Raw genomic sequence first — 26,461 nt, forward strand, 5'->3', positions numbered from 1 at the left:
TCGGGCGACGGGGCGTCAGCTCCGCCGCCTCGTGCCGCCGTCGTCAGCGCGTGCCGGGGCCGATGACGAATTCCACCCGCCGGTTGCGTTGCCGACCCTCCGGGTCGTCGGCGCCGTCGGGCGTGGTGTTGGGCGCGACGGGCCGGCTCTCGCCGAAACCCCGCGTGCTCAGTCGCGCAGCGCCGGCATTGCGCTGCGCGAGATAGGCCTTGACCGCCGCAGCCCGCCGCTCCGAAAGCGCCTGATTGTAGTCGTCGTCGCCCTTGGCGTCGGTATGGCCTTCGATCGCCACCGCCGCCTGCCGATAGCCGGCAAGCAACTCGGCCAGCCGGTTGAGCACCGGCCGCGCGTCGGGCCGGACCTCCGACTTGTCGAAATCGAAGAGAACATCGCCGAGCAGGGTGATGCGGATCCGTCCGTCGGCCTCGTCACGGGCGCCGAACTCGCCGAGCAGGGTGCGCGTGCGCTCGCGCAGCCGGCTCGGCACTTCGTCGAGGCGGAACGACGAGCCGCCCGCCGAAGACGGTAGGGTGCCTCCGCCCGACGAGGACAGGGAACCGCCTTCCGTCCTGGGCACGAAGGTCGACGCCGGCAGCGAGGCCGGGCTCCAGCGGCTGGAGCCGAGCGAGGTTTCGCCGAGCGCGGACGGGCGTTCACCGATCGGCGTGGCGGAACGTTCCACCTCGAGGGCATGGGCCGGCGGCGACGGCAGCGCAAGGGCGGCGGCGACCAGCGCCGCGCAGGAAAGGCGCCACATCAGCGGCCACCGGCGAGCGGCACCTCGATCGTCACGCCGGGCGCCGTGATATCGTCATTGGTATTGCCCTCGTTGAAGATCAGCGTGACGCGCTCGGTGCCGGCCGGGATCTGGCCGGGAAAGACCAGGTCGCCGACCATGCTGCGGCCGTTCTGAATCGTCAGGTCGCGGTTGTCGGCGGGCTGGCGCAGGTGCAGCCGCTGGTTCTCGCCATAGACCAGCACGGCGTTTTCGCGGTTCAGGTCGACCCGGCCGGTCACCCGGCTGTCGAACGAAGCGACGAGATTGACGACGGTCGCGTCCTCGCCGACCGTGATCTTCTTGACGACCAGCGTGACGCCGACCGGCGTGCTCGCCTGTGCGTTCGGCGTGTTGATGACGCGGCCCGCGCTGCCCTCGGCGAGGGCGACGGCACTGCCGAAGGACAGGGAAAGGGCGACGAGCGAGGCAAAAATCGGTCTCACGCTGATGGGTCTCCGGGATGGTTGTGGTGATCGGGGAGGACACGTCCGCCATGCGCGTGACTTGGTCATGACGGGTCGGGAGGCCGTCCGATCGTCGAGCGGGGACGGCTGCATTCGCCGCCCCTCCTAGCTGGGGCGGCATGCTTTCGCAACCGCAAAAACGGTACTGCGGTATGATGCGTGTGGTGTCGCTCAGTATTCGCGCCTGCGTTGTCCGCATGGCGCCAAGTCGCTGCCAGGATAGTGGAATCGATTGACATTCGACGTCTTCGGGTATCATCATCCAATCGTTTCGACCTGCGCTCGATGACGCGACCGGCAAGAAGGTCTTTTTGCGTCCATGGCAGGAGGCCTGTCGGCCCGACAGAGGCGGTCGAGGACATACGACGATGGCTCGCAGCGCGCCCGCCATCGCCGCAGATGCGCATGACGTCCGTGACATGAAATCCGCAGCCTCGGGCCAAGGATGGATGGGCGATGCCTACTGCGATCCTCTTGCTGCTGGTGGCCGTCGGCTCCGTGGTGTTCCACCTGTTGAGCCCGTGGTGGTGGACGCCGATCGCGTCCAACTGGAGCTATATCGACCACACGCTGATCGCGACCTTCTGGATCACCGGCGTCGTGTTCTTCGCGGTCGTCGCCTTCATGGCCTATTGCATCTTCCGCTTTCGCCATGTCGACGGGCGCAAGGCCGACTACGAGCCGGAAAACCGCAAGCTGGAAAGCTGGCTCACGGTGGTGACGGCGATCGGCGTCGCCGCCATGCTGGTTCCGGGCCTGTTCGTCTGGCACCAGTTCATCTCCGTGCCGGCCGATGCGGCCCAGGTCGAGGTGATGGGCCAGCAATGGCGCTGGGCCTATCGCCTGCCGGGCAATGACGGCAAGCTCGGCACCACCGATGTGCAGTTCATCGGGCCGGACAATCCGCTCGGCATCAATCCCAACGATCCCAACGGCCGCGACGATGTCGTGGTCGACGGTGGCGACCTGCACCTGCCGCTGGGCCGGCCGGTCAAGGTGCTGCTGCGGTCGATCGACGTCCTGCACAATTTCTATGTGCCGGAATTCCGCGCCAAGATGGACATGATCCCGGGCTCGGTGACCTATTTCTGGTTCACGCCGACCCGCGCCGGCGAGTTCGACGTGCTGTGCGCGGAACTTTGCGGGCTCGCCCATTCGCAGATGCGCGGCAAGGTGATTGTCGAGAGCGCCCAGGCCTATGAGCGCTGGCGGGCCGGCCAGACGACCTTTGCCGAAATGACCGCGCGGTCGCGGACGGCGGCGGCGGGGCGGACGGCGGCTGGAGACGGCGCCGGCCGCTGAGCGCGGCGACCACGGGCGTGCAGTGCAGCGATGGGGCCCGGTCCGGGGCAATGGACCGGGCGCGCAGCCAGAGCGGAGCGCATGGCCATGACCGACATTCCGATCGGCGAGGGCGCATCGAGCGCCGTGCCGCCAGCCGAAGTTCCAGAGGTCGACCTCTACCATCCCCACAGCTGGCTGACGAAATACGTCTTCTCCCAGGACGCCAAGGTGATCGCCATCCAGTATTCGCTGACCGCCATGGCAATTGGCCTGGTGGCCCTGGTGCTGTCCTGGCTGATGCGGCTGCAGCTCGGTTTCCCCGGGCTGTTCTCGTTCATCGATCCCAACATGTATCTGCAGTTCATCACCATGCACGGCATGATCATGGTGGTGTATCTCCTGACCGCCCTGTTCCTCGGCGGCTTCGGCAACTACCTCATCCCGCTCATGGTCGGCGCCCGGGACATGGTGTTCCCCTACGCCAACATGTTGAGCTACTGGATCTATCTGCTGGCGGTGCTGGTGCTGGTGGCGAGCTTCTTCGCGCCGGGCGGACCGACCGGTGCCGGCTGGACCCTCTATCCGCCGCAGGCGATCACCGGCGGCACGCCGGGCCAGGAGGCGGGCATCGTCCTCATGCTCGTCTCGCTCATCCTGTTCATCATCGGCTTCACCATGGGCGGGCTGAACTATGTCGTCACCGTGCTGCAGGCGCGCACCCGCGGCATGACGCTGATGCGCCTGCCGCTCACCGTCTGGGGCATCTTCACCGCAACGATCATGGCGCTGCTCGCCTTTCCGGCGCTGTTCGTCGCTTCCGTCATGCTGCTCTTCGACCGGCTGCTCGGCACCTCCTTCTTCATGCCCTCGCTCATCTCCATGGGCGAGCGCATGGCCCATCGCGGCGGCAGTCCGATCCTGTTCCAGCACCTGTTCTGGTTCTTCGGCCATCCGGAGGTCTACATCGTCGCCCTGCCGGCCTTCGGCATGGTCTCCGACCTCATCGCCACCCATGCCCGCAAGAACATTTTCGGCTACCGCATGATGGTCTGGGCCATTGTCGGCATCGGCGCGCTCAGCTTCATCGTCTGGGCGCACCACATGTACGTCAGCGGCATGCATCCCTATTTCGGCTTCTTCTTCGCCACCACGACGCTGATCATCGCCGTGCCGACCGCGATCAAGGTCTATAACTGGGTGCTGACGCTGTGGCGCGGCGACATCCACCTGACGGTGCCGATGCTGTTCGCGCTCGGCTTCATCGTCACCTTCGTCAATGGCGGCCTCACCGGCCTGTTCCTCGGCAATGTGGTGGTCGACGTGCCCCTGTCGGACACCATGTTCGTCGTGGCCCATTTCCACATGGTGATGGGCGTCGCGCCAATCATGGTGGTGTTCGGTGCGATCTATCACTGGTACCCGAAGATCACCGGCCGCATGTTCAACGATGCGCTCGGCAAGGTTCATTTCTGGGTCACCTTCCTCGGCGCCTACGCGATCTTCTTCCCGATGCACTATCTGGGGCTGGTCGGCATGCCCCGGCGTTATCACGACATCACTCAGATGTCCTTCGTGCCCGACAGCGCCCACAGTCTCAACGCCTTCATATCTGTGATGGCGCTGGTGGTCGGCTTCGCCCAGCTCCTGTTCGTGTTCAACATGATCTGGAGCCTGTTCCGCGGCCGCGAGGCGGGGTCCAATCCCTGGCGCGCGACGACGCTCGAATGGCAGACGCCTGAGACCCCGCCGGGCCATGGCAACTGGGGCAAGGAGCTGCCGGTCGTCTATCGCTGGGCCTATGACTACAGCGTGCCCGGCGCCCCCGCGGACTTCATTCCGCAGAACCAGCCGCCGCTGGGCCTTGCCGCCGAGGGAGGCCATCGGTGAGCGTCACCATCATCTTCCTCGCCGTGCTCGCGGCGGTCGCCGGCTGGTGGCTGTCACACCAGCGGCTGATGTCGAAGCCGTGGCTCGAAGAAGGGGCGGTGACCGGCTATGGCCGCACCGAGGCGTCCCAGGTGCCGGCGGCAAAGCTCGGCCTCGGCCTGTTCCTGGCCGTGGTCGGCGTGCTCTTCGCCATGCTGATCAGCGCCTATCTGATGCGCCGGGACGCCGGCGCGGACTGGCGCGCGCTGCCGGTGCCGCCGGTGCTCTTCGTCAATACCGGCCTCATCGTCCTCTCCAGCCTCGCGCTGCATTGGGCGCATGTCGCGGCGGGCGAGGGCAATATCAGGGACCTGCGCTCCGCGCTGCTGACGGGAGGCGTCGCGGCCGCAGGTTTCCTCGTCGGGCAGGTCCTGGCCTGGCGCCAGCTGTCGGCTGCCGGCTACTGGCTTGCCGCCAATCCGGCCAACACCTTCTTCTATCTCCTGACCGCGCTGCACGGCCTGCACCTCCTCGGCGGGCTCGCCGCGCTCGGGGCGACGACCCGCCGCGCCTGGCGCTCCGACGATGCCCGCGCCTTGCGGCTCAGCGTCGATCTCTGCGCGATCTACTGGCATTTCCTCCTCGTCATCTGGTTCATCCTGTTCGCCTTGCTGATGCGCTGGGTCGACGACCTCATAGCCATGTGCAGGCCGCTGCTCGGCTGAGCCGGGCCCGCGGCCTGCAGCCTTCGAAAGACCGGACCTGCGAAAGGATCTGGGGATGGACGATACGACGATGGCATCGACGCATCAGGCAGGGGCCTTGGCGCCGCGGCCGGACGGCTGGCGCGGTTTCGCTGCGGACTGGGCCTCCGACCAGCGCGCCTTCAAGGGCGTCTCCTGGGGCAAGGCCATGATGTGGATCTTCCTCCTGAGCGACACCTTCATCTTCGGCTGCTTCCTGCTGTCCTACATGACTGCCCGCATGTCGACGACCGTGCCCTGGCCCAATCCGAGCCAGGTCTTCGCGCTGCATATCGGCGGGCAGGAGGTGCCGCTGATCCTGATCGCGATCATGACCTTCGTCTTGATCTCATCGAGCGGAACCATGGCGATGGCGGTCAATTTCGGTTACCGCCGGGACCGGGTGAAGACGGCGCTCATGCTGGTGGTCACCGCGGTCTTTGGCGCGACCTTCGTCGGCATGCAGGCCTTCGAATGGACCAAGCTCATTTCCGAAGGCGTCCGTCCCTGGGAAAATCCATGGGGCGCCGCGCAGTTCGGCTCGACCTTCTTCATGATCACCGGCTTCCATGGCACCCATGTCACGATCGGCGTGATCTTCCTGCTGATCGTCGCGCGCAAGGTCTGGCGCGGCGATTACGACACGGGGCGGCGCGGTTTTTTCACGAGCCGCCGCGGTCACTACGAGATCGTCGAGATCACCGGCCTCTACTGGCATTTCGTCGATCTCGTGTGGGTCTTCATCTTCGCCTTCTTCTATTTGTGGTGAGCACGCCATGACGACGCAGCCCTTGACCGGAGGACATGACACGGCGCTCGATGCGGGCGCTCCCCACGCGGCGCGCCCGGCCACCACGGAGGCGCAGGGCCAGCACCACCCGATCAAGCTCTATCTGGTGGTCTGGGGCTGGCTCTTCGTCCTGTCCGCCGGCTCCTATGCGGTCGACTATTTCCACGTGCAGGGCTACCTGCGCTGGACCTTGATCCTCATCTTCATGGTGCTGAAGGCGGGCCTCATCGTCGCGATCTTCATGCATATGGCCTGGGAGCGCCTCGCCCTGTCCTATGCGATCCTGGTGCCACCGGTCGCCATCCTGGTCTTCGTCGCCATGATGGTGGCCGAGGCGGACTACACCCATCTCCTGCGTGTCGTCTTCTTCTTCGGCGGCGGCTAGCGGGCGCCGGGCGGCGCGCCCCGCTAGGTCCCGTGCTAGAAAAGGAGCTCGGCCGAATCGCTTGCCGCGGCCGTGCCTTTTGGGGGAGGGGCATTCAATGACAACGGGTTCCCGGGCGCGCCGAGCCGGCGCCGCCCTTCTTGGCGTCGCCCTTCTTGGCGCCGCCCTTCTTGGCGCCGCGCTGATGGCGTCGGCCGTGCCGTCGGGCGCCGCAGAGCTGCCGTCCTATATGGGCATCGTCGTCGGCGGCGAGCGGCCCGACGCGGCCGCGACCGCGCGCGGCAACGTGCTGGACCTGAACCGGGCCATGTTCGGGCTCTACGACGACGCGTCGAAGGTGTTCCGCTCCAACATTCTCGCCCAGCACCCGGTGATCCTGGCGCTGTTCACCGGGGCCGGCGGCCGCTTCATCCTCTACCGGCCGGGCATGGCGCCGGTCGAGGCGCCGTCCGTGCCGATCGTCTACCAGCTTCTCAAGTCGGTCGGCCACAGCACGATGGTCCTGCCGGTCATGGCGGCGCCCCATATCGACAAGCCCGCCGATCAGTCCTGGCGCGCGCCCATGGCGGCCTTTCGGGCACGGTTGCAGGCCGCCCTCGACGGACTCGACGCCACCGGCATGCGCGAGGACTGGCGTCCGGCGGTGCGCGAGCTGCTGGCAGCCAACATTGCCTTCATCGATGCCTGCTTCGCCAGGGGCCATGTCGCCTACGACGTGGTGAAGGCCTTCACGGCGGAGCAGGGCCCGCGTCTGAAGAAGGTCATCGCCTGGGCCGCTCAGACGCAGGTTGCCCATTGGATGGAGGTGGTCGCCGGCTGGAAGGCGATGCTCGGCGCCGACTGGGACAAGGCCTATGCCGCCAGCAACACGATCTATGTCGCGCGCCAGAACAACATCCTCTACGCCGTGCTGGCGCAATATTTCGGCCCGCAGGCCATCAATACGCGGCTGATGCTGATCGAGACGATCTCGTTCACCACGACGCCGGAGGACATGCTGCAATCGCTCACCCGCATCGTCGGCGACCGCACGGTCGGCGCATTGTTCTTCGGCAATGCAGCCGTCATGGACTATGAGCTGATGGGCGGCGATGCCCGGGCCGCCATCGCCGCGGAGGCGACGAAGCGGGGCATGACGCCGTTCCTGCCGCCGCTCGTGCCGTTCGGATCGAACCAGTGGCCGACGCTGATCACGCCGGGCGAGGGGCCGGCCCTGCTCAGCCAATTGCCCTGACATCGCCCCCCGGCGCGTCAGGGCGTCCTGTCCAAAGGAAAGTGTGCGACATGAGCGTATCCATCGGAATCATCGGCGCCGGCATCATGGGCGAGCGCCTCCTGCGCGCGATTCTCGACCAGCCGGCGGAGCTCGTCACCGCGGCCGGTATCTGGGACCCGTCCGCGGCGGCGATGGCGCGCATGGAAGCCGCGCTGCCGGCGGTGCCGCGCCTTGCCGATGCCGCGGCGGTGGTGGCCGCCGCGGACTGCGTCTATGTCGCGTCGCCGCCGGCCTCGCATCTTGGTCATGCGCGGGCGGCGCTTGCTGCCGGCAAGACGGTGTTCTGCGAAAAGCCGCTCGCCGTCGACGTCGCTGCGGCGCGGGCCTTCGTCGCGGAGGCTGGTGGGCGCGGCGCCGTCAACTTTCCCTTCGCTTCCTCGCCGGCGGTCGCGACGGTGCGGCGGTGGATCGGCGAGGGGGCTGTCGGCCGCATCACGGGCGTCACGATCGACGTCGCCTTTGCAACCTGGCCACGGTCCTGGCAGGTCGATGCGGCAGGCTGGCTGGATCGGCCGGCGGAGGGGGGCTTCACCCGCGAGGTGGTCTCCCATTTCCTGTTTCTCTCGCGCCGCCTCGTCGGACCACTGAACGGCCTGAAGGCCGAGGCAGCCTTTCCCGAGGCCGGCAAGGCGGAGCGCCGCATCAGCGCGCAGCTGCGCGCCGGAGACGTGCCGGTCACGCTCGCCGGCAGCGTCGGCACGACCGCCAAGGACGACCACAATATCTGGATGCTGGAGGGCGAGGCCGGTGCGGTCCGCCTCTGCGACTGGTCGGTCGCCGAGCGCCGCGGTCCCGACGGCAACTGGCAGCGCGATCCCGCGGCGCTGCCGAACGACAAGATGCGGCCGCTGACGCTCAAGCACCAGCTCGAGGGCGTCGCACGCCTGGTGCGCGGCGAGCCGCATCACCTGGCAACCCTCTCCGAGGCGCTCGACGTGCAGGAGACCGTCGAGGCGATCCTCAGGAGCTGACCGGCTGCTGCCGCTCAGACCGGCAGCAGTTCCCGCATCATCATCCGTTTGAGGGCTGCGATCAGCGCGTCGCCTTCGGATCGTTCGAGGGCGATGGCGAGCCGGACGGTGGCGCCGGCCATGTGCATGGTCAGGAAGGCCGATATGCGCAGCTCCTCCGCATCGGCCTCGGGCTGGAGGCGGATGAGCGCCGCCGCCAGCATGTCGCCGAGCAGGCGGGTCGCGGCCAGATCGATGTCGCGCAGGCTCGGATCGGCTTGCGTGCCCGACCAGATGTCGCGCATCGCGGGCTCGGCCTGGAACAGCGCATAATAGTCGTCGACGAGTCCGGCGAGGGCCCGGCGCAGCCCCGCCGGGTCGCGCACCGCATCGAGCGCGGCCTGAATGCAGGCCTGCTCCTGCAGATTGTACCGCTCGGCCAGCGTGCGGATGATCGCCGCCTTGTCCGGAAAATACTGATAGAGCGAGCCGATCGAGATCCCCGCGGCATCGGCGACTTCGGCCATGCGCAGCGCCTCGCTGCCGCGGGTGGCGATCAGTTCCCGCGCAACCGTCAGGATCCGTTCCACCCGCTCCTTGCTGCGCGCCTGGCTCGGCCGTCGCCGCAGCGGCGCGGCGGCGGCCGTCGGGGAGGGAAGGTCGGTCACGATGCAAAATCTCCGCGCAGGGCTTGACGTCAAGAATATGAGGATTTATCACATTTGCAAATGTGAGTAGTGCTCATATTTTTGTCAGGCCCACCCCGTCACGCTGGAGGCATTCCGATGATTGATCGCATGGTGCTGAGCCTCACCCTTGCCACCGCCCTCGGCAGCGGCCTGATCGGCGGGGTCTTTTTTGCCTTCTCGAACTTCGTCATGCCGGCGCTGGCGCGCATTTCGCCGGGCGCCGGCCTGGCGGCGATGCGTTCCATCAACATCGTCGTGCTCAACCCGGGCTTCCTCGGCATTTTTGCCGGCACGGCGGTGGTCGGCGGCCTGCTGGCGCTGACGGCGCTGTTCCGCTGGTCGGAACCCGGCAGCCTCTGGCTGATCGCCGGCTGCCTCCTCTATGTGTTCGGCACCTTCATCGTCACGATGGCCTTCAATGTGCCGCTGAACAATGCCCTGGAGGCGCTCGATCCGGCCGGCGCCGAAGCCGAAGCCTTCTGGCAGCGCTACCTCGTCGACTGGACCTTCTGGAACCACGTCCGAACACTTGCCGCCGTCGCCGGCACGGCCGCGCTCAGCATCGCCTTCGCGCTGCAGGTGCGGGGACCGGCGGTCGGTTGACCGGTGTCATCGGATCGACACCGGTTGCCGGCTAAAGCAGCTTTTTTGCAGCCGGATAGTCCGACGTGCCGTTCCGTGGTTTCGATGCGCCCGTTCTTCGTGCCCTGGCCGTGCTTGCGCTCGCGCAGGTGATCGGCTGGGGCACGGTCGGTCTGCCTGCCATTGTCGGACGTCAGATCGCCGCCGACCTCGGGATCGATCTTGCCACCGTCTTTGCCGGCAGCTCGGTGCTCTATGTGGTGATGGGCCTGTGGGCGCCGGTTCTTGCCAAGGCGCTGCCGCGGTTCGGCGCGCGCCTGATGATGATGAGCGGGGCGGCGCTGGCCGCTCCAGGTTTCGTCATGCTGGCGCTGGCGCGGGAGCCAATCGTCTACTTCGCTGCATGGGCCGTCCTCGGCACGGCCGGTGCGGCCATGCTGACGACCTCGGCCTATGTCGCGCTCAACGAGATTGCCGGTCCGCAGTCGAAGAGCGCGATCGGCGCGCTGATGGTGATCACTGGCCTGTCGAGCAGCATCTTCTGGCCGACGACGGCGATTCTCGCCGATGCGGCAGGCTGGCGGGCGACCAGCCTCGTCTATGCCGCCGCCATGATCCTCGCCTGCCTTCCGCTCTATGCTTTCGGCCTGCCGCGGCGGCCGGCCGACGCGATGGGCGGAATCGCCGCGACCGGAGGCGCGAAGCCGGCATCCGTCATCCGCGATCGCCAGACCTTTTTCCTGATCGTTGCCGGCATTGCGCTGAATGCCTTCGTCACCTTCGGTTTCGCCGCCATTCTGATCGAGCTGCTCAAGGCGCAGGGGTTGACGGCGACACAGGCCATTGCCTTCGGCTCGACGCTCGGCCTCGTCCAGATCTCTGCGCGCGCGCTCGACCTCGTCGGCGGCGGACGCTGGGACGGTGTCACCACTGGCCTCGTTGCCGGTGTCGCGCTGCCGGTCGCGATGGCGGTGATGATGTTCGGTGGTGGCTCCGCCTGGTCCATCGCAGCCTTCATCCTCATCTACGGTCTCGGCAGTGGCGCGCTCGCGGTCGCCCGCGCCACCATTCCGCTCGCCTTCTACGACAGGGCGGCCTATGCCGAGGCAGTCGCGCACATCTCCCTGCCGCTCAACCTGATCTCGGCGCTCGCGCCGCCGCTGCTCGCCGGCCTGCTCACCGCCGTGGGCGCCAATGCCGTGCTGGGCCTTGCCGCGCTTTGCTCGACGACGGCGCTCGTCCTGCTCCTGCTGCTCGCCCGGCGCCGTCCGCAGGCGTCGCGATGGATCGCGAGCTGAGGGGCGAGAGAATTTTCTGTGCGTGAACGATACCCGGGCCGGGAAAAAATGCTTTACCGTCCGCTACCCTTTCGTCCAGCGAATCCAGGAGGCGCCGTGGCCGAGGTCGAGTTGCAGGGGGTCACCAAAGCCTTCAACGGCCAGACGGCGGTGAACGACGTGTCCTTTTCGGTCGCGCCCGGGCATCTTGTCGCGCTGCTCGGCCCGTCGGGCTGCGGCAAGTCGACGACCCTCAGGTTGATCGCCGGGCTTGAGCAATCGACGGCGGGAACCATCCATATCGCTGCCCGCGACGTGACGCATGCCGGGCCTGCCGAGCGCGGCGTCTCGATGGTGTTCCAGAGCTACGCGCTGTTTCCGCACCTGACCGTCGCCCAGAACATCCTGTTCGGCCTCGAAGTGCGCAAGGTGCCGAAAGCCGAGCGCAGCGACCGGCTGAAGCGCGCGGCCGACATGCTTGGCCTCGCCGCGCTGCTCGACCGCAAGCCGTCGCAATTGTCGGGAGGCCAGCAGCAGCGGGTCGCGCTCGGCCGGGCGATCGTGGCTCAGACGCCGGTCTGCCTGATGGACGAACCTCTGTCGAACCTCGACGCGCAGTTGCGCCTCGACATGCGCCGGGAGATCCGTGGCCTGCAGCGCCGGCTGGGCGTGACCATGATCTATGTCACCCACGACCAGGTCGAGGCCATGACCATGGCCGACCGGATCGTGCTGATGCGGCAGGGCCGTGTCGAGCAATATGGCACGCCCGACGAGCTCTACGGCCGGCCGGCGACCGTCTTCACGGCCCGCTTCGTCGGCACGCCGCCGATGAACGTGGTGCCGCTCGCGCTGCTCGGCGGCGAGGGAAAACGGTTCGCGCCGGCGACCCACGACGCGGCGAGCGTGTCGCTGGGCATCAGGCCGGAACATATCCGTCTCGGCGAGGCCGGCATTCACGGCACTGTCACGGCGGTTGAATATCTCGGCGCCGACAGTCTCGTCGATGTCCGCGTCGGTGCCGGAGCGGACCAGGCGAACTGCCTTGTGCGGGTGCCCGGCAAGGCCGGGCTCGGTGAAGGCGACGATGTTCGCCTCGACTGGAACCTCGCCGACACCCACCATTTCGACACGGTGAGCGGTCGTCGGATCGCGTGACACCTGGCCGGCCGCGAAAATCCGGATAAGCTCGCCGGCAAACAAACTCTTGTGAGGGGAAGATCATGACCCGCATCGTCGATCGCCGCGCCGTTCTCAAGGGCGCGGCCGCGGCCGCCACTGCCAGCCTCGCCGCGCCGGTGCTCGCGCAAGGACGCACCGAGGTGTCGTTTTTCTATCCGGTCGCGGTTGGCGGGCCGATCACCCGGCTGATCGACAGCTATGCTGCCGATTTCGAAAAGGAAAATCCTGCAATCGCGCTGAAGCCGATCTATGCCGGCACCTATCAGGAAACGATCGTCAAGGCGCTGACCGCGCATAAGAGCGGCACGCCGCCGGTGACCTCGGTGCTGCTGTCGACCGACATGTTCACCCTGATCGACGAAGAGGCGATCGTGCCCTTTGACGACTTCATCCGCACCGATGCGGACCGCGCCTGGCTCAAGAGCTTCTTCCCTGGGTTCATGGAAAACAGCCAGACCGAGGGCAAGACCTGGGGCATTCCGTTCCAGCGCTCGACCGTCGTGCTCTACTGGAACAAGGACGCCTTCAAGGAGGCCGGCCTCGATCCGGAAAAGCCGCCGGCAACCTGGGCCGAGCAGGTGGCCTTTGCCGAGAAGCTGACCAAGCGCGACGGCGCCAACACCAGCCAGTGGGGCCTGCAGATCCCGGCTTCCGGCTTTCCCTACTGGCTGTTCCAGGGGCTGACGACCCAGGCCGGCGCCATCCTGATGAACAGCGCCGGCAATCGCACGAGCTTCGACGCGCCGGGCGTGATCGAGGCGCTGCAATACTGGGTCGACCTCTCCCGCAAGCACAAGGTCCATCCGACGGGGATCGTCGAATGGGGCACCACGCCGCGCGATTTCTTCGAGCGCAAATGCGCCATGATGTGGACGACGACGGGCAATCTCACCAGCGTCCGCGCCAATGCCAAGTTTCCCTTCGGGGTCGGCATGCTGCCGGCCGGCAAGCGGCGGGGCAGCCCGACCGGCGGCGGCAATTTCTACCTGTCGAAGAAGGCGTCGCGCGCCGAGCAGGAAGCCGCGTTCAAGTTCATCCAGTGGATCACGACGCCGGAGCGCGCCGCCAAATGGGGCATCGACACCGGCTATGTCGCGACCCGCAAGGATGCCTGGGAGACGCAGGTCATGAAGGACTATGTCCAGGGCTTCCCGGCCGCCGCGGTCGCGCGCGACCAGCTGGAGTTCGCCGTCGCGGAACTGTCGACGCACGAGAACCAGCGGGTCACCAAGGCGCTGAACGACGGCCTGCAGGCGGCGCTCACCGGCACCAAGGCGCCGGAGGCCGCCATGAAGGATGCCCAGGCGGAAGCCGAGCGGATCCTGAGAAGCTACCGCTGAACCGGACGGCGACATGACGACTGCGCCGAAGCGCGCCTGGATCCATGCCTGGCTGATGCTGGGGCCGTCGCTGGCCCTGCTGGTGGCGTTCACCCATTGGCCGGCAGTCGCCACCATCATCGAGAGCTTCTACTCGACACCGCGGCCGCGTCGTCCCACGCGTTTCATCGGGGGCGGCAATTTCGAGCAGATGCTGACCGACCCGGTGTTCTGGCAGGCCATGGTCAACAATGTCTGGTTCGCGATCGGCACCATTCCGGTGTCGATCGCGCTGGCGCTTCTGATGGCGGTCTGGGTCAACGACCGGATCGCCGGACGAACGCTGGCACGCATGGCTTATTTCACGCCCACCGTGCTGCCGATGATCGCGGTCGCCAATATCTGGCTGTTCTTCTACACGCCGCAATATGGCCTGCTGGCACAGATCCTCGGCACGTTCGGCATCGTCTCGCCCAACTGGCTCGGCTCCAAGGACACCGCGCTGTTTGCGGTGACGGTGGTGGCGGTCTGGAAGGAGGCCGGCTTCTTCATGATCTTCTATCTCGCCGCGCTGCAGACGATCTCGCCGAGCCTTGCCGAGGCGGCGGCGCTGGAGGGAGCCTCGCGCTGGACCTACTTCCGGCGCATCCAGTTTCCACTCCTGATGCCGACCACGCTGTTCGTGCTGGTCAATGCGGTGATCGGCGCGTTCCGCACGATCGACCATATCTTCGTCATGACGCGCGGCGGGCCGGATAATGCCACCGCGCTGCTGCTCTATTACATCTACCAGGTCGGCTTCAGCTTCTGGGACACCGGCTATGCCGCGGCGCTGACCGTCGTGCTGCTCGCCCTGCTCGCGCTGATCGCACTCGTCCAATACGGCCTTATCGAGCGGCGGGTGCACTACCGATGACGGGGGTGCGGTCATGAACGATGTCTATGCGCCGCGCGGCCTCGCCCGCATCCTGGAGACGGCGGGCTGCTGGCTCCTCGCCATCCTCTGGATCGCGCCGCTCGCCTATGCGGTCTGGACCGCCTTCCATCCGCCGGAATTCTCGACGCGCTTCGCGCTGTTCGCGCCGCTGACGCTGAGCAATTTCGTGCGCGCCTGGGACGCCGCGCCGTTCGGCCGCTATTTCCTCAACACCTTTGTCCTGGTGACGCTGATCCTCGCCTGCCAGCTCGTCCTGTGCACGCTCGCGGCCTATGCCTTCGCGCGTTACGAATTCCCGGGCCAGGGGCTCGTCTTCGCGCTTGTCCTCGCCCAGCTCATGATCATGCCGGACGTGCTGATCGTCGAGAATTACCGGACCATGAGCCGGATCGGCATTCTCGATTCCATCCCCGCCATCGGCCTGCCCTACATGGCCTCCGCCTTCGGCATCTTCCTGCTGCGGCAGACCTTCAAGACCGTGCCGCGCGAGCTCGACGACGCCGCGCGAGTGGAGGGGGCGACGCCCCTGCAGGTGCTCTGGCGGGTCTATGTGCCGCTCGGCAGGCCGGTCTATGTCGCCTATGGCCTGGTATCGGTCAGCTATCACTGGAACAATTTCCTCTGGCCGCTGATCGTCACCAATTCGGTGGAGGCACGGCCGCTAACCGTCGGCCTGCAGGTCTTCTCGTCGACCGACCAGGGGGTCGACTGGTCGATCATCTGCGCGGCGACGTTGCTCACCGCCGCGCCGCTGCTCGTCGGCTTCCTGCTGTTCCAGCGCCAGTTCGTCCAGAGCTTCATGCGCGCCGGCATCAAGTAGGCGCCGTGATGAAGGCTTTCCGTCCGCCGGAGACATTGCGATGAAACTCGTCACCTGGAACATCCAGTGGGGACTCGGCGTCGACGGCCGCTTCGACCTCGGGCGGATCGTCGCGCATGCCCGCGCGCTCGCCGACTTCGACGTGCTGTGCCTGCAGGAGGTGGCGGACAACTATCCCGACCTCGAAGGCAGCGCCGGCGAGAACCAGTTCGCCGCCTTCGCCGATCTTCTGCCCGGCTATACGCTGATCGAAGGCGCCGCCGTCGACGTGCCTGATGGCGCCGGCGGCCGGCGCCGTTTCGGCAATGCGCTGCTGTCGCGCCTGCCGGTCGGCCAGGTGTTCCGCCATACGCTGGCCTGGAAGGCGGCCGAGGCGCGATCCATGCCGCGACTGATGATCGATGCGATGATCGACGCGCCCTTCGGCCCGGTGCGCGTGATGACCACGCATCTCGAATATTCCCACACCGTGCTGCGCGCCGCGCAAGTGGAGAGCATCCGCGCCATCCATGCCGACACCGCCGCGCGGACCGCCCGGCCGCCGCTCGCAGGCGGCATCGCGCCGTTCTCGCCCCAACCGGTCGTCGCCTCGGCCATCCTGTGCGGCGATTTCAACATGAAACCCGACGATCCCTCGAAGGCACGTCTCGAGGCGCCGTTCGACGATGGCACGCCGGCCCTCGTCGACCTCTGGCGCAAGGCCCACCCGAACGAGGCTCACCCGCCGTCGTTCTGCCTCTATGACCAGACCTACGGCGCGCCCCACTGCTGCGATTTCGTGTTCGCGACCGGCGACGTCGCCGGTCGGCTTGCCTCGATCGACTATGATCTCGCGACCAGGGCATCCGACCATCAACCGGTCGTCGTGACCTTCGACTGAGCGAAAAAGCCCTGGCTCAGGAGGCCTTGCGCGCGGGCGTCGCGGGTTCGGCCGCGGCCCGGCGCGCCACCACTTCCAGATAGGCTGCCTGCAATGTCTCCCGCACGGTGGGCGAGTGCGGGCCGTCCGCCAGCGGAATGCCGAGATGTTCCTCGCGCAGTTCCGCCATGAACCGCTCCCAGAGTTCCGGGCCGCCTTCCTCGATCAATTGGGCTCTGATGCTCAGTTCCTCGCTGACCGGCAGCCAGCGCCGGCCCCAGGCGGCGAGATTGGCGAGGATCGGCAAGGTGCTGATCGCCATCTCCGTCAGGCTGTAGAGCGCCTTCTGCTTGTGGCTGGGATCGTCGGACTTGGTCAGCATGCCCATCTCGACCAGCATCTTCAGGCGGTCGGCCAGGATGTTGGAGGAGATGCCTTCCTCCGAACGCATCAGCTCGCGGAAGTGCCGGCGGTTGCCGAAGATGATGTCTCGGATGACCAGCAGGCTCCATTTGTCCCCGAAGATCTCGAGCGAGAGATTGATCGGGCAACCGGACCTGTGGGCATCGTCCATGGTTCTCTCCGCGCATTATCCAAAACCGCTTGCATTATCGCACTGGTTGGACTAGGGGGCAATTGCTTGCAAATTACAAGCGGTTTGCGGGGACCGCCGTCTTCGGCGCGTCGACCGCCCGGGCCATGAGGAGATATCGATGCGCAAGGTCGTTCTATCGATGATGATCAGCCTCGACGGTTTCATCGAGGCGCCGAACGGAGAGTTCGTTCCACCGGCCTGGTCGGAGGACCTCGACCGGTTCTGGGCGGGCCATGCGATCGCCCATGCCGGCGGCCTGCTGTTCGGCCGCGTCTGCTTCGATTTCATGGCGAGCTACTGGCCGGCCGCGGAGGCAGACCCGGCAACGCCGCCGGCGCAGCGCGATGTCGCGAAGGCGATGAACAGCCTGCCGAAAGTGGTCTTTTCACGCGCGCCGCGCACGGTGACCTGGAGCAACAGCCGGGTGGTGACCGACAACATCGTCGGCGAGGTGGCCGCGCTGAAACGGCAGCCGGGCAAGGATCTCATGATGTTTGGCGGCGCCGGCATCGCCGCGACCTTCATGCGGCTCGGTCTCGTCGATCGGTATCGGCTTCTGGTGGTGCCGCAGCTCTTCGGAGCGGGCAATGCCCTGTTCAAGGGCGGTTATGAGCGACGTGCGCTGACGCTTGTCGAGAACCGGGCGCTCGACACCGGCGCGGTGATCCTGACCTACGAGCCGGCCGGGCATTGACCGCGGACTATCGGCGGCAGCGGCAATGGTCTATCCCTCTGCGCCCGATCCGGCAGGAGGGCTGCATGACTGAACCACCCGACAGCGCCCATTGGGCCAGCGTCGCCGCTGCCTGGACCGAATGGGCGCGGAGGCCGGGCCATGATGCTTTCTGGTACTATCGTGACGCGCTGAGCGCCTTTGTCGGCCGGGGCGCGGCACGGGCGCTTGAAGTCGGTTGCGGTGAGGGCAGGGTATCCCGCCTCCTGAGGGAGCTCGGCCACCACGTCACCGCGACCGATGCGGTCGCCGCGCTGGTCGAGGCGGCGCGCGCGGCGAATTCGGCAGATCGTTATGCGGTGGCGCCGGCCGCCGACCTGCCCTTCGCGGCGGGCAGCTTCGATCTCGTCGTTGCCTACAACGTGCTGATGGATGTCGAGGACATGCCGGGCGCAGTCACCGAAATGGCGCGCGTGCTGGCCCCGGGCGGGACGGTGCTGATCTCGCTCGTCCATCCGTTCCGCGACCGCGGGCGCTTCGCCGGCGCTCAGCCGGACGCGCCGTTCATCGTCGAAGGCTCCTATTACGGCCGCGAGCGGTTCGAGGGCAGCGAGACGCGCGATGGCTTGACCATGGCCTTTGCCGGCTGGTCGCAGCCGCTCGAGGTCTATGCCGGGGCGCTGGAGCAGGCCGGGCTTGCCATCTCGGCGCTGCGCGAGCCGCTGCCGACGCCGGTCGACGGGCATGTCGCCTTTCGCCAGTCCATGCGCATGCCACTGTTCCTCTGGCTGAAGGCAAGACGCCTCGCCTGAGCTGCGGCCTTCTTGCAGCCAAGTTTCCGTTGCGTCATATCGACCGGGGCAGCATGGCCTCGCGGGGGGAAGCGCAATGGGCAAGCTTGCGGCAGTCCTGGGCTTCGGTTTGGTCCTGGCGTTTCCAGGCGCGGTGGGAGCGACCGGCATCAGCATGAACGAGGTCGAACTGCGAGCAGGCGCGACTCTCGACGGGTGCCGTGCGCTCGGCCGCGCCGTGATCGCGCAAGCCGGCCTCGCCGCGATGCCGGACGCGCCGGCATCGGTGTTCGGCACGACGCCCTCGAACGAGCTCGCCACCATCTATTGCCTGCCGCAGCGCGGCATCGCCATCATCGCGGTTGCCGGCAGCGACAACAAGCTGACCCGGCCGATCCTCGCCCGGCTGATGGACTTCTGGAACAAGCGCTGACCGGACGGGCCTCAGGGGGCGAAGACGAAACCTGGCCCGATGGCGGCATCGGCGGGGATCGGTGGCAGGTCGGCGAACAGCGCCGGCTTGTCGGCCATGACCTTGAGGATGTGGCGCGGCTCGAAGTGCTTGTTGACGTCGAAGGTGGCGCGCACGAAGCCGAGGCGGTGCAGACGGTCCACCGCGCTCCACAGGGCCCGGTAATTGTTGGCCGAAAGGCGTCGGTCGGCCTGCTGGATGTTGAACTCCATGGCCGCCTCGGCGATGTCGGCCTTGAGGCCGGGAATCCAGCGGGTGGCGACCTGGGCCGCGGCCTTGGGATTCTTGCGCATCCACTGGTCCGCCTCGGCGACCGCCGCCAGAAACTTTTCGATCGTCGGGCCGTTCCGCTCGATCCACGGACGCAGGGCCACGTTGAATCCGACATAGGCGATGACGTTGCCGCCGCGCGCCACCTCATAGGACCCCGGCACATCCTTCAGCGCGACGATCGGCCAGGGATCCCAGCCTGAGAAGGCGTCGATGCCACGGGCGAGCAGGGCGACCGTCATGTCCGGCGGCGGTGTGTTCACCAGCGTCACGTCGGATGGGGCGAGGCCGGCCTTTTCCAGCAGGGCGAGAATGTAGAGGTGGTTGATGGTGCCGAACGAGGCGGCGATCCGCTTGCCCTTCAGGCTCGCCAGATTGGCCTTGTCGATGCCCGAGCCGTCGCGCGCGATCAGCGCCATGGTGGCGTCGGAGCCGCGCTGGGTCGCATTGCCGCTGTAATTGCCGAGCGCGACGAGGTCCATGCCGCGCAGCACGGCGCCAATCATGGGAACGCCGACTTGCACGATCTCGCTTTCGCCGGCCTGCAGCGCATTCAGCGCATCGACGCCGGTGGCATAGGGACGTGCGATGGCGACGTCGAGATCGGCCTTTTCGAAGAAGCCGCGCTCCAGCGCGATCGGCAGGCCGATCTGGTCGATGCCGGTGACCATGCCGGCCTTGAGCTTGGTCATCGTCTGCGCCTTGGCGCCGGCTGCGGCGAGGCCGGGCGCGGCGAGCGCCCCGGTCACCATGGTTCTGCGCGTGATCATGATGCTCCCTCCCTCAATGGTTCGATCCGCCTGACCCAATAGAGCCGGGCGATGGCGGTCAGGTCGCCCCGGGCAATGCCGCGCAACTCCACCGTATTGCCGTCGGTGCCCGACACGCGGCCGTGGCGCTGGAACAGCTGGATGTGGAAGCGCTCGGGCGGAAAGGGCAGCGTGATCAGCGCGTTGACCCGCGCGCGATCCGGAAAGCCGTCGGCGATCTTGGCCGGCGCCGCGATCACAAGCCACGCCTGCCAGGCAAGATAGAGGAGGCCGAGCGCAACGAGGATGCGCAGCCTGGTCGAGGCGAGGGCGGCGCGGACGAGGGTCATGCCGTCCTCACCAGGCCGAGGATCTCGGCGGAAAGGTCCTTGAACCCGTTGTCGTGCGCGAGGCTGTCCCAGGTCCTGGGGCGGGGCAGGTCGATCTCGACCTCGGCTTTCACCGTGCCTCTCGACAGGACGATGACGCGGCTCGCCAGGAACACCGCCTCGGCGACGTCGTGGGTGATGAACAGCACGGTCGGCCGGCGCTCCTGCCAGATCCGGGTGAGCTCCTCCTGCAAGGTCATCCGGGTCTGTGCGTCGACGCTGGCGAAGGGCTCGTCCATCAGCAGGACGTCGGGCTCGTTGGCGAGCGCCCTGACGACACCGACACGCTGCTGCATGCCGCCCGAAAGTTCGTTCGGATAGCGTCCGGCGGCCTCGGTCAGGCCGGCCAGGGCCAGGTATTCACGCGCGATGGCGTCGCGTTCGGCCTTCGGCACGCCGCGCATTTTCGGCCCGAAGCCGACATTGTCGATGACCGTCTTCCATGGAAACAGGGCGAAGGACTGGAACACCACGCCCCGGTCGGGCCCAGGTCCCTTGACCAGCCGGCCGCCGACCAGGATCTCGCCGCCGCTTGCCGGAATGAAGCCGGCGATCATGTTGAGGATGGTCGACTTGCCGCAGCCGGACGGCCCGACGATCGCGACGAACTCGCCTTCGGCAATGTCGAGGCTGACGTCGCGGACGGCGGTGACTTGGGTGCCGGCATAGGCGTCGAAATAGGTCTTCGACAGGGATTTGAGGCTGAGCGTCTTCATCGCGTGACCAGTCCCCAGCGCTGCCCGGTCATGCGTTCGATGGGGGCCAGCACCCAGGCATCGACGATGTACCAGAGGATGCCCAGCACGATCATGCCGAGCACGATCTCGACCACCGAGCCGGCCCGGCGGGCATCGAACATCAGGAAGCCGATGCCGCTCGTGCCGACGATCATTTCCGCGGCGATCAGCGCGCGCCAGCCGTAGCCGAGCCCGTTGCGCAGGCCCGTGACGATGTTCGGCAGGGCGCCGGGCAGGATCACCTCGAGGAGGATGCGCGGGGGCGAGGCGCCGAGGCACTGCGCGGCGCGGATCAGGTCCTGGCGCACCGAGCGCACGCCGAGCACGGTGCTGATCACCACGGGAAACAGCACGGTGTAGACGATGACGAAGGTCATGGTGGTGAAGCCGAAACCGAACCAGATGATCAGGATCGGCAGCCAGGCGATGTCGCCGATCGCCTGGAAGAACAGGAGCGGTGGCGACAGCACGGCATGGGCACGGGCGTTGAGGCCGACCAGCAGGCCGAGCGGAATGGCCAGCGCCATGCCGATGCCGGCGCCGACGATCAGGCGGCCGACGCTGTCGGCCAGATAGTCCGGCAGTATGCCCTTGTAGACGAGATCGCCGAACGAGCGGATGACGTCTGCGGGACCGGGGAAGAAGGCGCGCGGGAAGAGGCCGGACTCGGCGATGCCGGCCCACAGGACCACGACCGGGATGAACGGCACGATGGTCTGCAGCACCGGGAAGCGATGGGTCGTCCTGACATAGGCGCCATAGGTCCTGAGCAGCGCGTTCATGCCGGGCGCACCATGCCCCAGCGCTCGATGGTCGTGCGTTCGAGCGGCGCGAGGATCAGCCGGTCGATGGCCAGCCAGATGAGGCCGATGATGACCATGCCGAAGACGATGACTTCGGTGCGATAGAAGTCGCGCGCCACGAACAGCATGTAGCCGAGGCCGACATTGGTGGCGATCATCTCGGCGGCGATCAGGCCGCGCCAGGCGAAGCCCAGTCCCGTGCGGATGCCGGTGACGATATTGGGCAGGGCGCCCGGCACCAGCACGTCGGTGACGAGCGCGAGAGGGCGCGCGCCAAGCGAGGCCGCGGCATGGCGCAGCGGCATCGGAATGGTCGAGACGCCGAGCAGCGTATTGTAGGTGACGACGAAAAAGACCGCGTTGAAGATGACGAAGACGATGGCGCCGAAACCGTAGCCGAACCAGAGCGTCGCGATCGGGATCCAGGCAATGCCCGCCAGCACGGAGAAGAAGCGCAGGAGCGGGGTCAGGAAGGCCGAGATGCCGCGGCTGACGCCCATGGCGATGCCGAGCGGCACGCCGACCAGGATGGCGAGAACCGTGCCGACCGCGACGCGGGCAAGGCTCGCGCCGACATGCTGCACGAGCGATCCGTCGGCGAGGCTGTCCCATCCGGCGCGTGCGACCGAGACGATATCGGGAAAGATCTGCGGCGAGACGGCGAACAGCGGTATGACCGCGGCCCAGAGCACGAGCAGGGCCGCGAGCGGAGCAGCGAAGGCGAGCGCTTTCAGCGCCCGGTTGGTCTGACCCATGACGTCCCTCTCCCGCGAGACGAAAAGTCCAACACAACAGGCCGGTGGAGCGGTTCCGCGCGGCTGCTGCCGTCTTGTCCGGATCAGGCCCGCTCCAGCGGAGGCGAAGCGGCGTGATTAGGCACCAGCGCGCCGCCGGCGTCCATGCGTCCGGGCCGGAAGGGCTGCATGGCATGGTTGCGCGGGCCGCAGCTTTACTTGGCTGCGTCGGGCGCTAGGCCCTTCGCCGGGAGGAGGGGTCAGCCCGTCGGCAGGCCGAGGCGGACCGCATAGGCGGCAAGCTCCGCCGCGCTGTGCAGATTGAGCTTGCCCATCAGGTTTTCCCGATGCTTGCGGGCCGTCAGCGGGCTGATGCCGAGCCGCTCGGCCATGGCGCGCGCCGTCATGCCCTGGGCGATGAGCGAAAGCACCTGCCGTTCACGCCGCGTCAGCGGGATCGGCGATACGACGGTCCGGCTGTCGGGCGGCGGTTCGCCGCAGCTCCCGTCGCCGATGGCGAAGCGTATGGTGCGGGCAAGATAGGTTTCGCCGCGCTGGAGCGCGGCGACGGCATCGGCGAACTCCTCCGGCTCGCCATCCTTGGTCAGATAGCCAGACGCGCCCGCCGCGAGCGCCGCGCGCACGGTGCGCGGCTCGACATTGGCCGTCAGCACCAGGATCTTCATGCGCGGCGCCGCGGCCTTGATGTCGGGGATCGCCTGGATACCGGCGACGCCGGGCATGCCGAGATCGAGGACGAGGAGGTCGGCGTGGGTGACCCGCAGCAGCTTGGTCAGTGCATCGCCATCGGCCGCCTCGCCGATCACCGAGACCCCGTCGATCGCCGAGATGAGGAGCTTCAGGCCCTCGCGCACGATGGCATGGTCATCGGCGAGAATGGCTGTGAGCATGCGGGTCATATGGCACTGACGCTATGAAACAATGTCGATTCTCTATAGGTCTGATTGTGCAAAACAGTGCGCCGTCCCGACAAGTAACGTTTCGTGATGGCTGCCGCACCCTATGGACTTGGCTATGAGCGCCGCCGTGCAGGACGACAAGATTCGCCGGGAGCTGGTCGAACTTCTTTACCGTAATTCCTACGGTGTGGTGATTTCCAACATCGTTATTTCGATGGCGGCGATCTATGTGTTGCGGCGCGGTGTCGCAACGAGCTGGCTTCTAGCCTGGGCGGGCGCACTTTATCTGCTTACCGCCGCGCGCCTCGTCGCGTCGCGCCGTTTCTTCGCCCGCCCGCGGCGGGGCGGGGCGCTCATGGGCTGGGCCTGGCTTGCGGCCGCCTTCTCCTGGATCTCGGGGCTTCTGTGGGGCTGGCTCGGCTGGGTCGGCTTCCTGCCCGACGAGCCGGTTCTGCTGTCGTTCACGGTCATCGTGCTGACCGGTCTCGTCTGCGGCACGGTCCCCTCGCTCTCGGCCTTTCCGCCGGCGCTGATGGGCTCGATCCTTGCGACGGTCATTCCGGTCGCTCTCGCCTGCATCACCAGCGGCAGCGACATGGCGGGCGCCTTCCTGTTCCTGCTCGCCTCGCTGGTGACGATCAATTTCTACTATTGCCGCATCACCTACCGGATGTTGCGCGAGACGATCACCTTGCGGCTCGAGAACGAGAGGCTGGTCGAGCATCTCAAGGAGGAGCGGGACCGCGCGCGGAGCGCCGACAGGTCCAAGACGCGCTTTCTCGCAGCCGCCAGTCACGACCTGCGGCAGCCGATCCATGCCCTCAGCCTCATCGTCTCGACGCTTGCCATGCTCGGCAAGCGGGGCGCCGTGCCCCAGGGCGAGGCGGTCGGCCTCGCCGGGCGGGCGCGCGCCATCGTCGGTAGCCTCGGCGGGCTCCTGAACGGCCTGCTCGACATCTCGAAACTCGACGCCGGCGTCGTGACGGCGGTTCGCGAGCCGGTCAATCTCGGCCAGCTGTTCCGCGACCTCGACGGCGAGTTCGATGCCGAGGCGCGCCAGCGCGGCCTCGGCTGGCGCGTCGTCGGCCGCGACGTGACGGTCGACAGCGACCCGATGATGCTGAAGCGCATTCTCAGCAATCTCCTGTCGAACGCCTTTCGCTATACGGCGCATGGCGGGGTGCTGCTCGGCTGCCGGCGGCGTGGCGACAATGTCGAGATCCAGGTCTGGGATACCGGGCTCGGCATCGCGCCCGACCAGCAGCAGACGGTGTTCGAGGAGTTCGTGCAACTGCACAATCCCGCCCGTGACCGGGCCCAGGGCCTCGGCCTCGGCCTTGCCATCGTGCGGCGCACGGCGGAACTGCTCGGCCATCCCTTGAAGCTGGTGTCGCAGCCCGCGCGCGGCTCGATGTTCTCGATCACCGTGCCCCTGGCGCGGACGGCCTCGCCCGCCTTGCCCGCCGCCGAGCGTCCGGCCGAGGCGGTGGCGTGCGGCATTCTGGTGGTGGAGGACGAGCCCGACGTGCGCGATGCCCTGGTCCGGCTGCTGACGGTGGCGGGGCATCACGTCTATGCCGGCGGCACGGCGGCGGCGGCCGAGCACGCCTATCGGGAGGCTGCGGCCGGTGGCGCGGTCCCACCGGATCTGATCATCGCCGACTATCGGCTCGCCGGCGACGAAACCGGCATCGGCGCGGCGATGAAGCTTGCAACGGCGCTCGGACGCCGCATCCCGACCATCATCGTGACGGGCGATACCTCGCCCGAGAGGCTGCGCGAGGTGTCGGCGAGCGGTGCGACCATCCTGCACAAGCCGATCGACGGCGACGAACTGCTGGCCGCCGTCCAGGTCTTGCCGCGGGCGTCCGGTGGCGCGGCCCACGTCGCGGCCTGACCGCAAGGGTCAGAGCGCGAGCTGCATCTGGCCGCGCGATCCCGCGTCGGTCTCGTCCTCGAGCGAGGACAGGGTGACGCCCAGCAGGCGGACGCCCTTGGCCATCGGAAAAAGGCCGTCCAGCAGATCGAAGCTGATCCGTTCGAGTTCCTCGCGGCTCGCCACCACGTGGTGCAGCGACCGGCTGCGGGTGAGCTGCTCGAAATCCTGATAGCGCAGCTTCAGCGTCACCGTCCGGCCGCGGACATTGGCCTTTTCGCAATGCCGCCAGACCTTGTCGATGATGGCGGCCAGCGCCTCCCGCATGGCCGCCCGGTCATGGAGATTGTCGAAGAAGGTGTTCTCGCCGCCGACCGACTTGCGAATGCGGTCGGGCCGCACCGCGCGCTCGTCGATGGCGCGCGAAATCGCATGGTAATAGGCGCCGGACTTGCCGAAATGATGCTGCAGAAAGGCCAGAGACTGCGCCTTCAGATCGAGGCCGGTGTGGATGCCGAGACGGTTCATCTTGGCCGAGGTGGCCGGGCCGATGCCGTGGAACTTCGCCACCGGCAGGGCTTCGACGAAGGCCGGTCCCATTCTCGGGGTGATCACGAAGAGCCCGTCGGGTTTCCGGTGGTCGGAGGCGAGCTTGGCGAGAAACTTGTTGTAGGAGACGCCTGCCGAGGCGGTGAGCCCGGTTTCGGCGCGGATGCGCGCGCGGATGTCCTCGGCCACGGCGGTCGCGCTCGGCAGGCCCTTCAGGTTGTCCGTCACGTCGAGATAGGCTTCGTCCAGCGCCAGCGGTTCGATCAGCGGCGTATAGTCCGCGAAGATCGCGCGGATCTGATGGGAGATCTCGCGGTAGACCTCGAAGCGCGGCTTGACGAAGATGAGATCGGGACATTTGCGCCGCGCAGTGACCGACGGCATGGCCGAGCGGACGCCGAAGGTGCGCGCCTCGTAGCTCGCCGCCGCGACGACACCACGCTCGCGCGCGCCACCGACTGCCACGGGCTTGCCGCGCAGCTCGGGATTGTCGCGCTGTTCCACCGAGGCATAGAAGGCATCCATGTCGATATGGATCACCTTGCGCTGCCGTGCCTCGGCGCCTGCCTCCTGGTCCATGCCGCCATCTTACCAGCGCCGCGTCCGCCGGGCAGCGGCCGATCGGAAGAACAGCTCACCGGCGCGCCATTTGACGGTGCGTTACATGCAAAAGTCATATTTGCATGTATGGACTGATACACG

29 protein-coding genes are annotated in these 26,461 nt (G+C 67.2%); 18 read left to right on the top strand and 11 right to left on the bottom strand.

Annotated elements, in window-relative coordinates:
• Positions 1-43: 43 nt before the first annotated feature.
• Positions 44-757, bottom strand: a complete 714-nt coding sequence (locus OZ671_RS08530; protein ID WP_268860355.1) for an OmpA family protein — start codon at positions 755-757, stop codon at positions 44-46.
• Positions 757-1,221, bottom strand: a complete 465-nt coding sequence (locus OZ671_RS08535) for a hypothetical protein (protein WP_268860356.1) — start codon at positions 1,219-1,221, stop codon at positions 757-759. The genes OZ671_RS08530 and OZ671_RS08535 overlap by 1 nt, the downstream gene beginning before the upstream one ends.
• 477 nt (positions 1,222-1,698) lie before the next feature.
• Between OZ671_RS08535 and OZ671_RS08540 the strand changes: the two genes are divergently transcribed.
• The 7 genes from OZ671_RS08540 to OZ671_RS08570 all read left to right on the top strand — a co-directional run bounded on the left by OZ671_RS08540 (position 1,699) and on the right by OZ671_RS08570 (position 8,557).
• A complete protein-coding gene (locus OZ671_RS08540) occupies positions 1,699-2,544 on the top strand; it encodes a cytochrome c oxidase subunit II (RefSeq protein WP_268860357.1) in 846 nt (281 codons plus the stop codon).
• Between the two features lie 87 nt (positions 2,545-2,631).
• Entirely contained in the window at positions 2,632-4,413 is a 1,782-nt protein-coding gene (ctaD, locus tag OZ671_RS08545) for a cytochrome c oxidase subunit I (protein ID WP_268860358.1), read from the top strand.
• Entirely contained in the window at positions 4,410-5,117 is a 708-nt protein-coding gene (locus tag OZ671_RS08550) for a cytochrome c oxidase subunit 3 (protein WP_268860359.1), read from the top strand. The genes ctaD and OZ671_RS08550 overlap by 4 nt, the downstream gene beginning before the upstream one ends.
• Before the next feature lie 55 nt (positions 5,118-5,172).
• Positions 5,173-5,904, top strand: coding sequence for a heme-copper oxidase subunit III family protein (locus OZ671_RS08555; RefSeq protein WP_038311204.1), 732 nt, complete (start codon positions 5,173-5,175; stop codon positions 5,902-5,904).
• 7 nt (positions 5,905-5,911) lie between these two features.
• A complete protein-coding gene (locus tag OZ671_RS08560; RefSeq protein ID WP_268860360.1) occupies positions 5,912-6,310 on the top strand; it encodes a cytochrome C oxidase subunit IV family protein in 399 nt (132 codons plus the stop codon).
• A 97-nt stretch (positions 6,311-6,407) separates the two neighbouring features.
• Entirely contained in the window at positions 6,408-7,544 is a 1,137-nt protein-coding gene (locus OZ671_RS08565) for a hypothetical protein (protein ID WP_268860361.1), read from the top strand.
• Positions 7,545-7,594: 50 nt separating this feature from the next.
• A complete protein-coding gene (locus tag OZ671_RS08570; protein ID WP_268860362.1) occupies positions 7,595-8,557 on the top strand; it encodes a Gfo/Idh/MocA family protein in 963 nt (320 codons plus the stop codon).
• Positions 8,558-8,571: 14 nt separating this feature from the next.
• Here the strand turns inward: OZ671_RS08570 and OZ671_RS08575 are convergent, their stop codons facing one another.
• The gene (locus OZ671_RS08575; RefSeq protein ID WP_268860363.1) at positions 8,572-9,204 is read right to left on the bottom strand and encodes a TetR/AcrR family transcriptional regulator; all 633 of its coding nucleotides are present in this window, start codon (positions 9,202-9,204) and stop codon (positions 8,572-8,574) included.
• A 117-nt stretch (positions 9,205-9,321) separates the two neighbouring features.
• On the opposite strand from OZ671_RS08575, the gene OZ671_RS08580 reads away from it, so the two are divergent.
• The 7 genes from OZ671_RS08580 (at position 9,322) to OZ671_RS08610 (ending at position 16,222) form a co-directional block, all read left to right on the top strand.
• Complete coding sequence (locus OZ671_RS08580; protein WP_268860364.1) at positions 9,322-9,828, top strand: anthrone oxygenase family protein; 507 nt, start codon at positions 9,322-9,324, stop codon at positions 9,826-9,828.
• Between the two features lie 65 nt (positions 9,829-9,893).
• Positions 9,894-11,105: an MFS transporter gene (locus OZ671_RS08585; protein WP_268860365.1), complete on the top strand. Its 1,212-nt coding sequence runs from the start codon at positions 9,894-9,896 to the stop codon at positions 11,103-11,105.
• Between the two features lie 96 nt (positions 11,106-11,201).
• Positions 11,202-12,242 carry an ABC transporter ATP-binding protein gene (locus tag OZ671_RS08590; RefSeq protein WP_268860366.1) on the top strand — a complete coding sequence of 347 codons (1,041 nt, stop codon included), beginning with the start codon at positions 11,202-11,204 and terminating at the stop codon, positions 12,240-12,242.
• Between the two features lie 65 nt (positions 12,243-12,307).
• Entirely contained in the window at positions 12,308-13,606 is a 1,299-nt protein-coding gene (locus OZ671_RS08595) for an ABC transporter substrate-binding protein (RefSeq protein WP_268860367.1), read from the top strand.
• 13 nt (positions 13,607-13,619) lie between these two features.
• Positions 13,620-14,501, top strand: coding sequence for a carbohydrate ABC transporter permease (locus OZ671_RS08600; protein WP_268860368.1), 882 nt, complete (start codon positions 13,620-13,622; stop codon positions 14,499-14,501).
• Between the two features lie 13 nt (positions 14,502-14,514).
• Complete coding sequence (locus OZ671_RS08605) at positions 14,515-15,342, top strand: carbohydrate ABC transporter permease (protein ID WP_268860369.1); 828 nt, start codon at positions 14,515-14,517, stop codon at positions 15,340-15,342.
• 40 nt (positions 15,343-15,382) lie between these two features.
• Positions 15,383-16,222, top strand: a complete 840-nt coding sequence (locus tag OZ671_RS08610) for an endonuclease/exonuclease/phosphatase family protein (RefSeq protein ID WP_268860370.1) — start codon at positions 15,383-15,385, stop codon at positions 16,220-16,222.
• Between the two features lie 16 nt (positions 16,223-16,238).
• On the opposite strand, the gene OZ671_RS08615 is transcribed toward OZ671_RS08610, so the two are convergent.
• Positions 16,239-16,775: a winged helix-turn-helix transcriptional regulator gene (locus OZ671_RS08615; protein WP_268860371.1), complete on the bottom strand. Its 537-nt coding sequence runs from the start codon at positions 16,773-16,775 to the stop codon at positions 16,239-16,241.
• A gap of 139 nt (positions 16,776-16,914) precedes the next feature.
• Here OZ671_RS08615 and OZ671_RS08620 point away from each other — a divergent pair, with 139 nt between their 5' ends.
• The 3 genes from OZ671_RS08620 (at position 16,915) to OZ671_RS08630 (ending at position 18,693) form a co-directional block, all read left to right on the top strand.
• A complete protein-coding gene (locus tag OZ671_RS08620; RefSeq protein WP_268860372.1) occupies positions 16,915-17,490 on the top strand; it encodes a dihydrofolate reductase family protein in 576 nt (191 codons plus the stop codon).
• 65 nt (positions 17,491-17,555) lie between these two features.
• Entirely contained in the window at positions 17,556-18,281 is a 726-nt protein-coding gene (locus OZ671_RS08625) for a class I SAM-dependent methyltransferase (RefSeq protein ID WP_268860373.1), read from the top strand.
• A gap of 154 nt (positions 18,282-18,435) precedes the next feature.
• Entirely contained in the window at positions 18,436-18,693 is a 258-nt protein-coding gene (locus tag OZ671_RS08630) for a hypothetical protein (RefSeq protein WP_268860374.1), read from the top strand.
• Positions 18,694-18,704: 11 nt separating this feature from the next.
• On the opposite strand, the gene OZ671_RS08635 is transcribed toward OZ671_RS08630, so the two are convergent.
• From OZ671_RS08635 to OZ671_RS08660, 6 genes are all read right to left on the bottom strand, one after another.
• Entirely contained in the window at positions 18,705-19,772 is a 1,068-nt protein-coding gene (locus tag OZ671_RS08635) for an ABC transporter substrate-binding protein (RefSeq protein ID WP_268860375.1), read from the bottom strand.
• On the bottom strand, positions 19,769-20,101 hold the full coding sequence (locus OZ671_RS08640; protein ID WP_038311233.1) for a hypothetical protein: 333 nt from the start codon (positions 20,099-20,101) through the stop codon (positions 19,769-19,771). The genes OZ671_RS08635 and OZ671_RS08640 overlap by 4 nt, the downstream gene beginning before the upstream one ends.
• Positions 20,098-20,856, bottom strand: coding sequence for an ABC transporter ATP-binding protein (locus tag OZ671_RS08645; RefSeq protein ID WP_268860376.1), 759 nt, complete (start codon positions 20,854-20,856; stop codon positions 20,098-20,100). The genes OZ671_RS08640 and OZ671_RS08645 overlap by 4 nt, the downstream gene beginning before the upstream one ends.
• On the bottom strand, positions 20,853-21,659 hold the full coding sequence (locus OZ671_RS08650; protein WP_268860377.1) for an ABC transporter permease: 807 nt from the start codon (positions 21,657-21,659) through the stop codon (positions 20,853-20,855). The genes OZ671_RS08645 and OZ671_RS08650 overlap by 4 nt, the downstream gene beginning before the upstream one ends.
• Positions 21,656-22,435 (bottom strand): ABC transporter permease, encoded by a 780-nt coding sequence (locus OZ671_RS08655; protein WP_268860378.1) that lies wholly within the window; start codon positions 22,433-22,435, stop codon positions 21,656-21,658. The genes OZ671_RS08650 and OZ671_RS08655 overlap by 4 nt, the downstream gene beginning before the upstream one ends.
• Positions 22,436-22,674: 239 nt before the next feature.
• The gene (locus OZ671_RS08660) at positions 22,675-23,325 is read right to left on the bottom strand and encodes a response regulator (protein ID WP_268860379.1); all 651 of its coding nucleotides are present in this window, start codon (positions 23,323-23,325) and stop codon (positions 22,675-22,677) included.
• A gap of 136 nt (positions 23,326-23,461) precedes the next feature.
• Here OZ671_RS08660 and OZ671_RS08665 point away from each other — a divergent pair, with 136 nt between their 5' ends.
• On the top strand, positions 23,462-25,231 hold the full coding sequence (locus tag OZ671_RS08665; protein ID WP_268860380.1) for a hybrid sensor histidine kinase/response regulator: 1,770 nt from the start codon (positions 23,462-23,464) through the stop codon (positions 25,229-25,231).
• A gap of 9 nt (positions 25,232-25,240) precedes the next feature.
• Here OZ671_RS08665 and dinB read toward each other — a convergent pair whose 3' ends face one another.
• Complete coding sequence (gene dinB, locus OZ671_RS08670) at positions 25,241-26,338, bottom strand: DNA polymerase IV (RefSeq protein WP_268860381.1); 1,098 nt, start codon at positions 26,336-26,338, stop codon at positions 25,241-25,243.
• Between the last annotated feature and the right edge of the window lie 123 nt (positions 26,339-26,461).

The sequence above is a fragment of the Phreatobacter sp. AB_2022a genome, from assembly GCF_026847585.1.
In the GTDB taxonomy this organism is placed as follows: domain Bacteria; phylum Pseudomonadota; class Alphaproteobacteria; order Rhizobiales; family Phreatobacteraceae; genus Phreatobacter.